The 14,296-nt window shown below is 34.7% G+C and carries 13 protein-coding genes; 7 read left to right on the top strand and 6 right to left on the bottom strand.

Translation table 11 applies throughout. The features are described 5' to 3' along the window. Positions 1-157 precede the first annotated feature (157 nt). Complete coding sequence (locus FLA105534_RS06745) at positions 158-412, bottom strand: type B 50S ribosomal protein L31 (protein ID WP_008464817.1); 255 nt, start codon at positions 410-412, stop codon at positions 158-160. Between the two features lie 261 nt (positions 413-673). Here FLA105534_RS06745 and FLA105534_RS06740 point away from each other — a divergent pair, with 261 nt between their 5' ends. The 6 genes from FLA105534_RS06740 (at position 674) to FLA105534_RS06715 (ending at position 7,750) form a co-directional block, all read left to right on the top strand. Further along, complete coding sequence (locus tag FLA105534_RS06740) at positions 674-1,204, top strand: DUF4199 domain-containing protein (RefSeq protein ID WP_173965264.1); 531 nt, start codon at positions 674-676, stop codon at positions 1,202-1,204. A gap of 8 nt (positions 1,205-1,212) precedes the next feature. Next, positions 1,213-2,169, top strand: coding sequence for a glycosyltransferase family 2 protein (locus tag FLA105534_RS06735; RefSeq protein ID WP_173965263.1), 957 nt, complete (start codon positions 1,213-1,215; stop codon positions 2,167-2,169). A 147-nt stretch (positions 2,170-2,316) separates the two neighbouring features. Then, positions 2,317-4,044 (top strand): phospho-sugar mutase, encoded by a 1,728-nt coding sequence (locus FLA105534_RS06730; protein ID WP_173965270.1) that lies wholly within the window; start codon positions 2,317-2,319, stop codon positions 4,042-4,044. A 4-nt stretch (positions 4,045-4,048) separates the two neighbouring features. Beyond that, complete coding sequence (locus FLA105534_RS06725; protein ID WP_173965262.1) at positions 4,049-5,074, top strand: PDDEXK nuclease domain-containing protein; 1,026 nt, start codon at positions 4,049-4,051, stop codon at positions 5,072-5,074. A gap of 13 nt (positions 5,075-5,087) precedes the next feature. Then, positions 5,088-6,917, top strand: a complete 1,830-nt coding sequence (locus tag FLA105534_RS06720) for an ABC transporter ATP-binding protein (protein WP_173965261.1) — start codon at positions 5,088-5,090, stop codon at positions 6,915-6,917. Positions 6,918-7,048: 131 nt separating this feature from the next. After that, on the top strand, positions 7,049-7,750 hold the full coding sequence (locus FLA105534_RS06715; protein ID WP_173965260.1) for a DUF2971 domain-containing protein: 702 nt from the start codon (positions 7,049-7,051) through the stop codon (positions 7,748-7,750). A 62-nt stretch (positions 7,751-7,812) separates the two neighbouring features. On the opposite strand, the gene FLA105534_RS06710 is transcribed toward FLA105534_RS06715, so the two are convergent. Genes FLA105534_RS06710 through FLA105534_RS06690 form a run of 5 tightly spaced genes read right to left on the bottom strand, consistent with a single transcriptional unit; the run spans position 7,813 to position 13,822 of the window. Beyond that, positions 7,813-8,232 (bottom strand): hypothetical protein, encoded by a 420-nt coding sequence (locus tag FLA105534_RS06710; protein WP_173965259.1) that lies wholly within the window; start codon positions 8,230-8,232, stop codon positions 7,813-7,815. A gap of 23 nt (positions 8,233-8,255) precedes the next feature. Beyond that, positions 8,256-8,978: a hypothetical protein gene (locus FLA105534_RS06705; RefSeq protein WP_173965258.1), complete on the bottom strand. Its 723-nt coding sequence runs from the start codon at positions 8,976-8,978 to the stop codon at positions 8,256-8,258. 46 nt (positions 8,979-9,024) lie between these two features. Beyond that, positions 9,025-9,612 (bottom strand): hypothetical protein, encoded by a 588-nt coding sequence (locus FLA105534_RS06700; protein ID WP_246253184.1) that lies wholly within the window; start codon positions 9,610-9,612, stop codon positions 9,025-9,027. A 44-nt stretch (positions 9,613-9,656) separates the two neighbouring features. Further along, complete coding sequence (locus tag FLA105534_RS06695; protein ID WP_173965269.1) at positions 9,657-12,074, bottom strand: TonB-dependent receptor; 2,418 nt, start codon at positions 12,072-12,074, stop codon at positions 9,657-9,659. A 53-nt stretch (positions 12,075-12,127) separates the two neighbouring features. Then, on the bottom strand, positions 12,128-13,822 hold the full coding sequence (locus tag FLA105534_RS06690; RefSeq protein WP_173965256.1) for a M23 family metallopeptidase: 1,695 nt from the start codon (positions 13,820-13,822) through the stop codon (positions 12,128-12,130). Between the two features lie 179 nt (positions 13,823-14,001). Here FLA105534_RS06690 and FLA105534_RS06685 point away from each other — a divergent pair, with 179 nt between their 5' ends. Continuing rightward, positions 14,002-14,292, top strand: coding sequence for a hypothetical protein (locus tag FLA105534_RS06685; protein WP_173965255.1), 291 nt, complete (start codon positions 14,002-14,004; stop codon positions 14,290-14,292). Positions 14,293-14,296 lie beyond the last annotated feature (4 nt).

Here is a 14,296-nt window from a genome sequence, read left to right as displayed (position 1 = left end):
GCCTATGTTGTAATCTCTCTGACTGCGTCGCTCTTTTTTAAATTCTGGATTATTCATAAATAAGTCAATTTTATGTCAACTTATTTCAGGACGAGACATCGCTTAAATAAAAAAAGCCTCCCGAATGGAAGGCTTTTGTATGATATAGAAACAGCTATTATTTTTTAGCGTGTTTTGCATATTTAGTTTTGAATTTATCAATACGTCCTGCAGTATCGATAAGTTTAGATTTACCAGTATAAAATGGGTGAGATGTTCTAGAAATCTCCATTTTTACAACTGGATACTCAACTCCGTCAACTTCAATTGTTTCTTTTGTATCTGCAGTAGATTTAGTGATAAAAACTTCGTCATTTGACATGTCTTTAAATGCAACTAATCTGTAATTTTCTGGGTGAATTCCTTTTTTCATCTTTTTATTTTATTTATTGTTTAGAGCAATTTTATTTTGAAGCTTTTCCATGGTTAGAAAAAGGTGTAAACAACGCTACTCTTTTTTGTTTAAAACTTTTAATTATTTTTAAGTGTGCAAATTTACAACTTTTTTCGAATTAACAAATCTTTTAATCAATAATTTTAACGGCCTTGTGATTTGTATTAATTTTTTTAATATATATCTAGTGTGTATTGGGAATTACTATATTTGTGGATTAATTTTAAAACATATAAAAATATGATTAATGAAGTTATAAAAAAGAATGGAATTACTTACGGTGTAATGATTGGAATTGCATCTGCATTATTTACTGCTACAATATATGCAATCGATTTAAATCTGTTCACTGCCTGGTGGATGGGCATTATCGGCATCGTAATCAGTCTGACAATCAGTATTATTTTACTTTCTAAAACCAAGAAAGAATTAAAAGGAGTTTTTTCGTTCAAGGAGGCTTTTACAACTTACTTTTTGGCAGCTGTAATTGGCGTTTTAATTTCTACCTTATTTAACATTGTTTTATTTAACGTTATTGATCCGGGTGCAAAAGACACTCTAAATGAAATCATGATCAAATACACGGCAAACATGATGCAGAAATTTGGAGCTCCTGCTTCGTCTATCAATGAAGCCATTAGCAAAATGAAAGAAAGCAGCCCTTACTCGACTTTCGAATTATTAAAAGGATCTGTTTTTGCAATCGTTATCAGTGCCATTTTTGGATTAATTTTCGCAGCATTTTTTAAAAGCAAAACTACACAAGAATAAAAAAATAAATGAATTTATCTATACTTATACCGCTTCTAAATGAGGAGGAATCACTACAAGAACTCTATTCGTGGATTATTAAAGTGATGCAATCTAACAATTACTCTTATGAAATCATTTTTGTAGATGATGGAAGTACAGATGATTCTTGGAATATTATTGAAGGTTTTTCTAACGAAAATCCGAATGTAAAAGGAATTCGTTTCATGAAAAACTTTGGAAAATCGCAGGCTTTACATGCGGGTTTCGCCAAAGCGCAGGGTGATGTTATCATTACCATGGATGCTGATTTGCAAGATAGCCCGGACGAAATTCCAGGTTTATATGAAATGATTACAGCTCAAAAATTTGATTTAGTTTCAGGCTGGAAGAAAAAACGTTATGACTCGGTTGTAGCAAAGAATCTTCCTTCGAAATTATTTAACTGGGCCGCCAGAAAGACTTCAGGCGTTGAGCTGAACGATTTCAACTGCGGATTAAAAGCTTACAAAAATGCCGTTGTTAAAAACATAGAAGTTTCTGGTGAAATGCACCGTTACATTCCGGTTTTGGCAAAAAACGCTGGTTTTAATAAAATCGGTGAAAAAGTGGTTATTCACCAGGCCCGTAAATACGGGGAAACTAAATTTGGAATGGAACGTTTTATAAACGGCTTTCTTGATTTAATTACAATCTGGTTCTTATCACGATTCGGAAAAAGACCAATGCACTTATTTGGCGCCATTGGATCTTTGATGTTTATAATTGGTTTTTTATTGGCAGGTTATATCGGAATCTCCAAATTATACCATATGTATAATGGAATGAAATACAGTCTGATCACCAGCAATCCTTGGTTTTTTATCGCTTTAACCACTATGATTCTGGGAACACAATTGTTTCTGGCCGGTTTTCTGGGCGAAATTATCCTGAGAACCAAAAGCAACGAAGCACGTTATAAAGTAGCCCGAGAGGTTAATTTCTAACACAAAACTGTTATTAGGAATCTGGTTCTTCTTGCGGCTTCCAACCGTAAAAAAAACAGGCAAATTCCAAACAACGCATAAAACAAACTTATAAAAATAAATAGTTCCCGAACTCTATTATTATTTAAATATAAAAAGACACGAATGATGAATATAGCACCTAATATTCTAAATGTAGTAAACGAATGGTTAACACCAACCTTTGACAGCGAAACACAAGCTGCTGTTAAAGAATTAATGACAACTTCACCAAAGGAACTTGAGGAAAGTTTTTACAAAAACCTTGAATTTGGAACTGGCGGAATGCGCGGTGTGATGGGGGTTGGAAGCAACCGAATTAACAAATACACACTTGGAAAAAATACTCAGGGTTTATCTGATTATTTGCATGTCGCTTTCCCTAATCAGCCTTTAAAAGTCGTTATCGCTTATGATTGCCGTCATAACAGTAATACTTTAGCCAAAATTGTTGCTGATGTTTTCTCTGCAAATGGAATCCATGTTTATCTGTTCTCCGATTTACGACCAACTCCAGAATTATCGTTTGCACTTAAATATTTAGGCTGCCAATGCGGGATTGTACTAACAGCTTCTCACAATCCACCGGAATATAACGGTTATAAAGTGTACTGGGAAGATGGCGGACAAATTGTACCTCCACAGGATGCTGCAATTATCAACACTATCGAAAGCCTAGGTTACGATAAAATTAAATTCAAAGCCAACGAAAGTCTGATCGAGTATATCGATTCCGAAATCGACAAAGCTTTTATAAAATCGTCTATTGAAAATGCCAGTTTTAATACACCGGCAAAAGCAAAAGACGACTTGCATATTGTTTTTACATCTTTGCACGGAACATCGATTAAATCTGTTCCTGAAACTTTATCACAGGCGGGTTACAAAAATGTACACATCGTACCGGAACAAGCCATTCCTGATGGAAATTTCCCAACCGTAAAATCTCCAAATCCTGAAGAACCTGAAGCTTTGACAATGGCCTTAGCTTTGGCCGATAAAACACATTCGGATATTGTAGTCGGAACAGATCCTGATTGCGATCGTCTTGGTGTTGCCGTTAGAAACAACGAAGGCAAAATGATTTTATTGAACGGAAATCAAACGATGGTTTTAATGACTGCTTTCTTATTGAAACAATGGAAAAAAGCAGGCAAAATCAATGGAAAACAATTCATTGGTTCGACAATTGTCTCAACTCCAATGATGATGGAACTGGCCACAAACTATGGTGTGGAGTGCAAAGTAGGATTGACCGGTTTTAAATGGATTGCCAAAATGATTAAAGATTTCCCGGAACTTCAGTTTATCGGAGGTGGCGAGGAAAGCTTTGGTTTCATGGTTGGCGATGCTGTCAGAGATAAAGATGCCGTTGCTGCAACCTTATTAATTATCGAAATTGCCGCTCAGGCAAAAGCAGCCGGAAGTAGTGTTTACAAAGAGCTTTTACAGCTTTATGTTGAAAATGGCTTCTACAAAGAACACCTGGTTTCTATAACTAAAAAAGGAATGGAAGGTCTGGAAGAAATCAACCAGATGATGATCAGTCTGCGCGAAAATCCGTTAAAAGAAATCAGCGGTCAGCGTGTTATTATGATGGAAGACTACCAATCGTCAATTGCCTTAAATTTATTGAACGGTGAAGAATCTGTTATGGATGTTCCAAAATCAAACGTATTGATTTATTATACTGAAGACGGGTCTAAAATTTGTGCAAGACCAAGCGGAACAGAGCCAAAAATTAAATTCTATATCAGTGTAAATGCAGAATTAGAATCAGTCCAGGAGTTTGATGAAGCAGAAAGCTATTTAGACGGAAAAATACAAAATATCATTGCAGGAATGCAATTGAAATAAAAAAATGAGTGACAAACCTGACACAAATAACAAACCTGAACTATTAGATTCAATAATTGGACTAATAGATCAGAGTCGTCATTTTGTTGCTAAAACGGTTAATCAGGAATTAACACTTCTGTATTGGAAAATTGGAAAAACGATCAATAAAGAGATTCTAAAAAATGATCGGGCTGATTATGGAAAGAAAATCATTCAAGGTTTAAGTTTAGAATTATCCAAACGATACGGTACAGGATTCAGTAAAAGAAACATACATAGTTTCATAAAACTAAACTCTGTTTTTCAAGACTATACAATTGTGCAGACAGTGTCTGCACAATTGAGCTGGTCACATTTATACTCAATATTAAGTACAGAAAGCGATTTAAAACGTGAATTCTACATCCAAATGAGCATTCACGAAAGATGGAGCGTGCGAACCTTACAAGAACGCATTGACAGTATGCTTTTTGAAAGAACTGCTATCAGCAAAAAGCCGGAAGAAACAATCGTTAATGATTTAGCTTCACTAAAAAACGAAAAACAAATTAGCCCGGATTTAACTTTCCGCGATCCTTATTTCTTAGATTTTTTAGGACTACACGATACTTATTCTGAAAAAGATTTAGAAAGTTCGATCTTAGCTCAATTACAAAAGTTCATTACTGAAATGGGGAGTGAATTTGCTTTTCTCGCCCGCCAAAAAAGAATAACAATTGATGATGAAGATTTTTACATCGATTTACTTTTTTACCATCGTGGTCTACGCCGTTTGGTTGCCATTGACTTAAAACCAGGAAAATTTAAAGCGGGTTACAAAGGCCAAATAGAGCTTTATTTACGTTGGCTAGAGAAAAATGAACAAAAAGAAGGCAAAAACAAACCAATTGGATTAATTTTGTGCAGTGAAAAATCTCCCGAGCAAATTAATTATTTAATGCTGGATAATGACCAAAAAATTAAAGTTTCAGCTTATTTTAACCCAATTACCAGAAAAAAAATTATTGCTAGAAAAACTCGAAAGAGCCATTGCTATAGCAGAAAATAACATCCATAAATAAATGAGTAATTTTAAAAAAATAGTTCCTTTTATATATCCGTATAAAAAATACGCATTCCTAAATATCTTTTTTAATATTTTGTATGCGCTTTTTAGCACACTTTCTTTCATGGCATTAATTCCTATGCTTCAGGTTTTGTTTGACAAAACAAAGAAGAATTATGTGATGCCAACTTATGACGGAATTACCCATGCAAAAGAATTTGCCGAAAACTATCTAAGCTATTACATTACAAAAAATACAGATCCTAATAATCCCGGTTTTATACTTTCTGTGATGGTCGCTCTTATCATTTCAATCTTCTTATTGAAAAATTTAGCCGATTATCTCGCTATGTTTTTTATTAATTTTTTGCGAAATGGTGTATTAAGAGACATGCGAAATGCGTTGTATAAAAAAACACTGGAATTACCATTGGCATTTTATTCTGAAAAAAGAAAAGGGGATGTTATTTCCCGAATTTCTGCTGATGTAAATGAAGTCCAAACTTCGTTTTTAGCCATCTTAGAACTTATCGTAAAAGAGCCATTAACTATTGTTTTTACGATATGTGCTATGTTAATCATCAGTGCCAAACTTACCTTATTTGTCTTTATTTTTATCCCTGTTTCGGGTTACATCATTTCCTTAATCGGAAAACAATTAAAAAAACAGTCCGGAAAAGCGCAACAAGAACAAGGAAGTTTTTTATCCACTATTGAAGAAACAATTGGAGGATTAAAAGTCGTAAAAGGATACAATGCCGAGAATTACTTCAATACTATTTTTCAAAATTCAACAGAACGCTTTTTCAAACTATCCAACAGTATCGGGAATCGTCAGAACTTGGCATCACCTGCCAGCGAGTTTATGGGAATCACTGTAATTGCAATTTTACTTTGGTACGGAGGACAAATGGTTTTAATTGAAAAAACACTTGACGGCCCTTCTTTTATTGCTTATATGGGATTAGCCTATAATATTCTAACCCCTGCAAAAGCAATCTCTAAAGCTTCCTACGGAGTAAAAAGAGGTAATGCTGCTGCTGAACGCGTTCTTGAAATTTTAGAGCAGGAAAACACGATTACATCAAAAGATAAGGCGTTCGAAAAAACATCGTTCGACAATAACATCAGCATTAAGAACATCAACTTCAAATATGAAGATGAAACCGTTTTAAAAGACTTCTCTCTTGACATCAAAAAAGGGCAAACCGTTGCACTTGTCGGACAATCCGGAAGTGGAAAAAGTACGATTGCTAATTTGCTGACACGTTTCTACGACGTAAACGATGGGACAATTTCAATTGACGGTATCAACATCAAGGATATCAATTTGCAATCTCTTCGCAGTTTGATGGGACTGGTAACTCAGGACAGTATTTTATTCAATGATACCATCAAAGCTAATATTGCCTTAGGAAAACTCGACGCGACAGACGATGAAATTATCGAAGCACTTAAAATCGCTAATGCTTTTGAATTTGTAAAAGAACTTCCTTTAGGCATTTACACCAACATTGGCGACAGCGGAAACAAACTTTCAGGAGGACAAAAACAACGATTATCAATTGCCAGAGCGGTGTTAAAAAACCCTCCAATTATGATTTTGGATGAAGCAACATCAGCATTAGACACCGAAAGTGAAAAATTTGTTCAGGTGGCTTTAGAAAACATGATGCAAAACAGAACTTCGATTGTAATTGCCCACCGTCTTTCGACCATTCAGAAAGCAGATGTAATCGTAGTTATGCAAAAAGGAAAAATTGTCGAACAAGGAACACATGAAGAACTGATTGCGCATAACGGAACATACAACAAACTAGTGACCATGCAGTCTTTCGAATCATAAATAAAAAAACAAAGGCTTAGCCACAGATTACCCGGATTACCAAAGATTATTTTTCTATCAACGAATTAAAATCTTATATTTATCTGTGTAATCTGTGGCTTTTTTATTTAGTACCCCTTAAATCTGAAAACATGTATCTCAACAATCCGAATATAAAACTTCCAGATGATCCGGATACAATTGTCTGGAAATACTTAGACTTGTCTAAATTCCTTGATTTATTATTGTCTAAGAAATTATTCATGTCACGCTCTGACAAGTTTGAGGACCAGTACGAAGGCACGTTTAGCGAACCGACATTCGAAGAGATTAAAAAACTAGCCATAGACAATCCTGCTTTTTTAAACTACTACAAAACCCATCGCGAACAGGTAGCCATAAGCAGCTGGCACATCAACGAATATGAATCCTTTGCTATGTGGCAGATTTTCACCAAAAATAATGAGGGTCTAGCTATTCAGTCTACCATAAGAAGATTACAGAATGCTGTAAAACCGGAAAACAATTACGACCAATACATTGGCGAGGTAAATTATATCGACTACAAAAAAGAGTACATTCCGTTTGAAGATTTATTCTTTCCCTTTTTATTTAAGCGTAAAAGCTTTCAATATGAGCGCGAAGTTCGAATTCTTACCGATACCTCAAAAAGTGACATTAAACTAAACGATGGCTTAAAAATCAATGTTGACCTAAAGCAATTGATCGAAAAGATTTACATTCATCCAAAATCCGAAAACTGGTACAAAAAACTGGTAATCGATTTAACGGAACGCCTGGGATTTGATCTTGATATCGAGAAATCTGATCTGGAAAGTGATATTTTGATATAGTTTTTTTAAAGGTGCTGAGATTCTGAGGTGCTAAACTGCTGAGTCTTTTTTTATCTTAAAAATTATTCTTGCTTGAGTTTAGCAAAATATTTTTCTCTGAGATAAAAGTTTTCGTCTTCGATAATTATTTGATTCTTTTTTTTCATATAATAAAAAACTGAATCAGATTTACTTCTCTTTACAACAGAATCTCCAATCTGAATTTTATCATATAAAAGACTACTAACCTTCCATCTAATCCCGGTATTCAAAAAGAGATAGTGAGGAAAACGATACCCTTCACCCCCTTCAATCTTTTTTTCATATACAACTCCTGAAAAACTATATTCATTAGCCTCTTTATATTGTCTTTCTATATACTCGTTCGAATTTTCTACAAAATAACCTCCAATTATTACGAAAAAAAATAACGGTAAAAAAACATACCCAAGCACATTACTAATTACTTTTTCTTGATCTTTCAATTCTTCTTCAGAGTACATTAAGAAATTAGTCTAGTAAATAATTAAATAGGCTTATAACTTTTAACTTCCCATTTTTTTGAAGCTAAATCAATATAATTGTAATGTAAAACATCGTTTTTATCAAACTGCCCATTTTGATTGGTATCTTCAATCGTTCTGAAATACAAACGATTTCTTGATTCGATTAAACTCCAATCTACCAATTCCTGAAAGTCTTCTGAAATTTTAGTAAAACGCTCACCACTGATGTTACTTAAATACAAAGTCTTAATATCGCTGGTATCTATTTTACCATCTTTATTGGTGTCGGAGTCTGCTAAAGTATAAACCATAATCTGGTTCTGCGTTTTATCCGCAACCGATTTTAAATAAGTAGCTGTCAAAATCAGGGCTGGTTTATCCGTCAAAGGACGTATAGAATCTGAATCGACTTTCTGGAATTTCAGGTTTTGCAAATAACCTGTAATTTCGAACTCACCTAAATTTGAAATTGTAAAACTTACATCATTCACACTCGAAGATCCGTAACGTGCTTTTGTTCCTTTTTCAAAAACGCGCAGATCTCCAACCGGATGAATTAAATAATTTGTCCCCTCCATTTGAATAGGCAAATCGGCTATTTCAATCTGTGTTGAATCTGTTTTTGCAACAACATTTGTTTTACTGGCAGTATCGTAAATTACTTTAGGTTTCTTCACTTCATCTTTACAACTTACCATTGTTCCGATGATTGCCAGGGCTATATAGGTTAAGGACTTTTTCATGTATGCTAATTCTATTAGGATATCAAATATAGTATTTTTGATTGTATTATCTAGTTTTATTGAATTTTACTAGCATAAAGATACTAAGCAATACAATGCCAAGATAACCTACAAATATACCCCATTGCTGTTTTAGGAAAGAAAGTTGAAAAACATCAAGTTCTTTTCTTTTAACTTCTTCCGCTATTCTAATTGTATTTTCTCTTGAATACTTAGGTGTCCCACAAAAAAACCGACGATCTTTTTTAGGCTTTGGTTTAGCACTCGCTAATACATAAATATCATCTTTATACGGAGCCCAGGTTGGAACCTCCTCTACTTTCAAAATATCAATAACATTTACAAAAGTATTATAATCTGTTTTTGACCCAAAATGAATTTTTGCTCCATTCACGGTATCATATTTCTTAACTAAATCCCGAACAAAATACCTTAGTTCCTGCAATTTTAGCTCTTGCGTTTTGTCACCATTAAAAATAAAATCTCTGTATTTTCTTAAGTCTTTAACCTTGTACTTTTCAAATTCTTCTTTATCCGGAACTAAAGAAATATCCAACACCCCAAAAACCTTAAAAGCACCAACTTTATAAAAATGATAAAAACAAAACAAAGGAATTAAGATTAAAGAAATCATTCCCGGGACGTAAAAAATCTTCTTTCGTTTTTCACGTTTTACAATCATAGTCTCGCATTCAGCTTCACATTAAAAACCCTTGAAGTCATATAATTTGGAATGGCATACTGATTTTTAGAATATACATCGCGAACCCAGGTATTGGTAATCGCATTTTGATTATTGAAAAGATTAAAAATCTCAACTCCTACAGACAATTCTTTAAAGTTTTTCAACCATTTTGCTTTCGCAACTTTAGTACTGCCATCTACAAAAACTTTAGCAAAACCAACATCAGCTCTGCGATAATCATTCAGTCTGCTTTGATACAGGTAAGGATCTGAATAGGCCGGAGCTCCTCCCGGCAAACCGGTATTGTACACCAGGTTCAGGTATAATTTCACACTTGGTATGCTTGGCATATAATCCTGAAACAGCATCGCAAATTTCAAACGCTGATCTGTAGGCCTCGCGATGTAACCTTTGTTTTCATAATTTTCTTCGGTTTTTAAATACCCAAAGCTAATCCACGATTCCGTTCCGGGTACAAACTCACCATTGAGCCTGAAGTCAACTCCCTGAGCATATGCTTTCGCATTATTATTGGCAACATATCGAATTCTCACATTATCGATCGAATACACATTGACATCTGAAAGCGATTTGTAATAAAGTTCCGTAACCCATTTGAAAGGACGATTCCATATTTTAAAATTATAATCATTCCCTAAAACAATATGAACCGATTCCTGCGCTTTGACGTTTGGATTCACAACGCCATTCAAATCCCTAACTTCCCTGTAAAAAGGAGGCTGATGATAGAGCCCTCCCGAAAGTCGGAAAACCATATCCATATCCCAATCCGGTTTTAAAGCGAACTGGGCACGCGGACTGAAAACTGTTTGATTTTTACCCTCTACAGCAGCTCCGGAAACATTCCAGCTCTGAAAACGAGCTCCCAGATGGTACCAAACCTGACTGGATCCAATCTCAGCTTTTTTATTCCACTGTGCGTATCCCGAAAACCTGTTTATAGTATTAAAATTTGTTGCCCGCACATCCTGATAAGGCAATAACGGACCAGTATAAGGGGTGTACGGTTGATTATTTTTAGGCAAAAAAGCAATTGGCGGATTAATCGAAAACCCTGCCGAATCGATCATCTCCCACTCTGTAATTCTATCGCGAATGGATTCCCGGGTATATTTCAAACCAAATTCTAACTGGCTATCATTTTTCCATTCTTTAAACCCTTTGATCTCTGCATTTGCAATTAAAGCATCCAGATCATTTCGGGCATGACTCAATTGCGAACCTATTCCACGCGTAAAATCGACATTTGTAACATCTTCATTTTCTATAGTTCCCAGACGATACTGCGCCAGTATATCAAAATGCTCTTGCTCTACGGTATGAAAAAGAGAACCTATGAATTTTAAAGTCAGACTCGGAGAAACTTTGTAAGTCGTTTTCAGAGCACCAAAATACGTATTGTAGCGATCGCGCTCTTTACCTTCATAATACACAGCCAGTGCCATCGGCTGATCTATGGTTCCGAATTTTGTTTCACGGGTTAAAGGCTGGTATAAATATTTATTTTGAGAAATATTCCCTAAAAAACTAACCTGCCATTTTGCAGAAATATCATAATTAACATTCGTTTGAATATCCGCAAAAGTTGGTGTATAATTAGTTTGTGTATCCTGACTGTTAACCAGTAAACTGTTATTTCGGTAACGAACACCGGTTACGGCCGACCATTTTTTATTTTTGGAAACCGCGTCAACGGACATACTTCCGCCCAGTAAACTAGCTTCCAGAGAAGCTCCAAACTGAGTTGGTTTTCTGTAGGTAATATCTAAAACAGAGGACAATTTATCGCCAAACTTTGCCTGAAATCCTCCAGCCGAAAAGTCGACATTCTGAACGAGATCAGTATTCGTAAAACTCAGCCCTTCTTGTTGTCCCGAGCGAATTAAAAACGGACGGTAGACTTCGACCTCATTGACATACACCAGATTTTCATCGTAATTCCCACCACGAACGGCATACTGCGTACTCAGCTCATTATTAGAATTTACACCAGGCAGTGTTTTTAAAATATTTTCGATTCCGGCATTGGCTCCGGGAATTTTTTTGATGGTGGCGACATCTACATTGGTGATTCCCTGAACTCTTTTTTTATTTTTAGAAGAAACAAAAACTTCTCCCATTTGCTCTTCCGAACTACTCATTAGAGGATTAAAAACAAAAATCTCGTTTGATATCAGATGTACCGTCAGGCTCATCATCTTCAAAGAGACGTGCGTAAAAATCAAAGAAGTCTTTTTACCTGATGGCACTATGATGTCATAAAAACCATTAGAATCAGACTGCGAAACATTCCCGGAAGAGCTAATATTTACACCCGCAACAGGCTGTTTCTGACTATCCAGAATTATACCTTTAACATGAGCCTTCTGAGCAAATGAAATACTGGTCATGCATAAAAAAAGAAAAACGACTATTAACTTATTTTGATTCAAATGCTTTGGTTTTATTTTTGTTGGCTCCTAAAAAAATGAGTTTCAAAGATAGCAGAATTTCCTACATTATCAATCACTTCTATTTTTAAATCATTTGCTCCTTCTGCCACAAGGCTGTCATCAAAAGTATGGGTAATTTTTCTCGTTTTACTTTCATATTCAAACAAAATCCAATTTCCGTTTAAATAACCGTTATACGATTTGATTCCTGAAGAAGCATCGTTGATTGTAAACTCTATTTTTTTCGTTCCGGTAATCCATTTGTCCTGAATTGGCTTTGCTATTTTAATGGTTGGCGCAATGGTATCCAGGACCAAACCATACTGCCCTAATATTTTTGATTTGGCCGTAAAAACATCTCCTTTTCTTACCGTTCCATTATAACTGGCGTTATTTCCGCCAAATCTTCCAATAAAAAGCTTGTCCTTTAAAGCTTCCGGAAATGAACTGTCTTTAATTGTAATGGTAAAATTGGAATGTACCGGAACAGTATCGTCATGAATATAAATGCGATTATTTCTAACATCAAAGTTTAAATTGAAATCGTCATAAAAAGTTCCTGCCGGAAAAAATACAGACATATTATCTTTCTCAAAATTCGAATCTTTATTGACTTTAATAAAGTATTTTGAAGTTATCGGCTCTTCTTTTACAATTGATGTTGCAGTGTCGTACTCAATTGGAACAATAACAGAACTTAAATTTCCGAAATAATCAGAAACCTCAATTCTGTAAGTCGAAGCTAAATTTGGTTCAGCCGAAACAATCCCACGCAATGAATCGGTTTTAATAATACTCAAACCATAGGGTGTTTTCATAAAAAGTTTCTGAACACGCTGACCTGATTTTTTATATTTACCATAATCAATGAAAGCATTTATATAACGCATTTCGTCAAAGGAATAGGTATTAAACTGATAATTGTAATTTAGATTACCGTTCACAAAAGTAGAGACATTAAAAACTCCGTTTTTATTGAACGAAACATCATCATAATCTACAGCAGAAATCCCAAAACCAATTTTTCCATTGGCTTTTACTTTACTCGCCAGATAGGTTCCGTCTTTTTGCAAAGCAACATTTAACAACAAAGGTTGTCTGGACTGATTTACAGTCGTATTCTCTAATGGAAAAACATAAACACTCGAAATACTCGGTTTTTTTGTGTCTTTTATATTTTTATCGAAACCAAAAAATATCGGATTAATAACAAACTCTGTTTTGGTATCGCGAATTTCAAAGTGCAAATGTGGCCCTTCTGATGAACCTGTATTCCCTGAAAGTCCGATCAACTGACCTTTTGTTACCGGTAATTCATTGGGTTTCGGAAACATTTCGATCTCATAAGCCTTTTCTTTATAGTGCGTTTTCATTACATAATCCAGAATTGGTCCAACTGGTGTTTGCAAATGTCCGTACACCGAAGTATAGCCATTTGGATGCGTTATGTAAACGCATTTACCGTTTCCGAAAGTAGAAATTTTAATTCTGGATACATATCCATCGGCTATTGCATGGACATTTAATCCTTCTCTTTGATTTGTTTTTAAGTCAAAACCCGCGTGAAAGTGATTCGGTCGCAACTCCCCGAAATTACCGGAAAGTTGCATCGGAATTTCAAGTGGCGGACTAAAATAATCTTTCGGATATTGCGTCTGAGCGAAAATAAACGGGCAAAAAAACAGACTAAGTAGTGAAAATCTCATAAGTAACATTTTTGCTAAGATAAAAAATTAAGAAGCGAAAACCGAGTATAAAGCCACAAAAATACAATCGATTGAATTTCATCTATTTGTTTATTTTTAATGTAAAAAAATCGATAAAAAATTGCATTAATAAAAAGGAATACTAACTTTGTAGGATTAAGTAATGAATAGGATTTATAATGAGTGTAATTGCCGAAATAATTGATACTCTTGAATATAAAGTCGAAAAGCTTTTTGAGAAATCAAAAGGCTTAGAGAATAATAATCAGGCTTTACAATTAGAATTAACCAAAGCTGCGCAAATTATCCAGAAACAATCTGAAGAAATTGAAGCTTTGAAAAAGCAATACGAAACACTTAAGATAGCCAATTCGTTGCTCGGCAGCGACAATAACAAGAGAGAGACAAAGCTTAAAATAAATTCATTAATTCGCGAAATTGATTACTGTATAGCACAGCTATCAGATTAAAATA

Origin of the sequence: Flavobacterium collinsii (assembly GCF_902804485.1) — a bacterium.
In the GTDB taxonomy this organism is placed as follows: Bacteria; Bacteroidota; Bacteroidia; order Flavobacteriales; family Flavobacteriaceae; genus Flavobacterium; species Flavobacterium collinsii.
Note: the sequence above shows the minus strand (reverse complement) of the source record. Positions and strands in the feature narration are given on the sequence as shown.

Excerpts from the sequence above, each read along its gene's own strand:
- FLA105534_RS06745 (WP_008464817.1), bottom strand. The coding sequence starts at position 412 with ATGAAAAAAGGAATTCACCCAGAAAATTACAGATTAGTTGCATTTAAA.
- FLA105534_RS06740 (WP_173965264.1), top strand. The coding sequence starts at position 674 with ATGATTAATGAAGTTATAAAAAAGAATGGAATTACTTACGGTGTAATG.
- FLA105534_RS06735 (WP_173965263.1), top strand. The coding sequence starts at position 1,213 with ATGAATTTATCTATACTTATACCGCTTCTAAATGAGGAGGAATCACTA.
- FLA105534_RS06730 (WP_173965270.1), top strand. The coding sequence starts at position 2,317 with ATGAATATAGCACCTAATATTCTAAATGTAGTAAACGAATGGTTAACA.
- FLA105534_RS06725 (WP_173965262.1), top strand. The coding sequence starts at position 4,049 with ATGAGTGACAAACCTGACACAAATAACAAACCTGAACTATTAGATTCA.
- FLA105534_RS06720 (WP_173965261.1), top strand. The coding sequence starts at position 5,088 with ATGAGTAATTTTAAAAAAATAGTTCCTTTTATATATCCGTATAAAAAA.
- FLA105534_RS06715 (WP_173965260.1), top strand. The coding sequence starts at position 7,049 with ATGTATCTCAACAATCCGAATATAAAACTTCCAGATGATCCGGATACA.
- FLA105534_RS06710 (WP_173965259.1), bottom strand. The coding sequence starts at position 8,232 with ATGTACTCTGAAGAAGAATTGAAAGATCAAGAAAAAGTAATTAGTAAT.
- FLA105534_RS06705 (WP_173965258.1), bottom strand. The coding sequence starts at position 8,978 with ATGAAAAAGTCCTTAACCTATATAGCCCTGGCAATCATCGGAACAATG.
- FLA105534_RS06700 (WP_246253184.1), bottom strand. The coding sequence starts at position 9,612 with ATGATTTCTTTAATCTTAATTCCTTTGTTTTGTTTTTATCATTTTTAT.
- FLA105534_RS06695 (WP_173965269.1), bottom strand. The coding sequence starts at position 12,074 with ATGACCAGTATTTCATTTGCTCAGAAGGCTCATGTTAAAGGTATAATT.
- FLA105534_RS06690 (WP_173965256.1), bottom strand. The coding sequence starts at position 13,822 with ATGAGATTTTCACTACTTAGTCTGTTTTTTTGCCCGTTTATTTTCGCT.
- FLA105534_RS06685 (WP_173965255.1), top strand. The coding sequence starts at position 14,002 with ATGAGTGTAATTGCCGAAATAATTGATACTCTTGAATATAAAGTCGAA.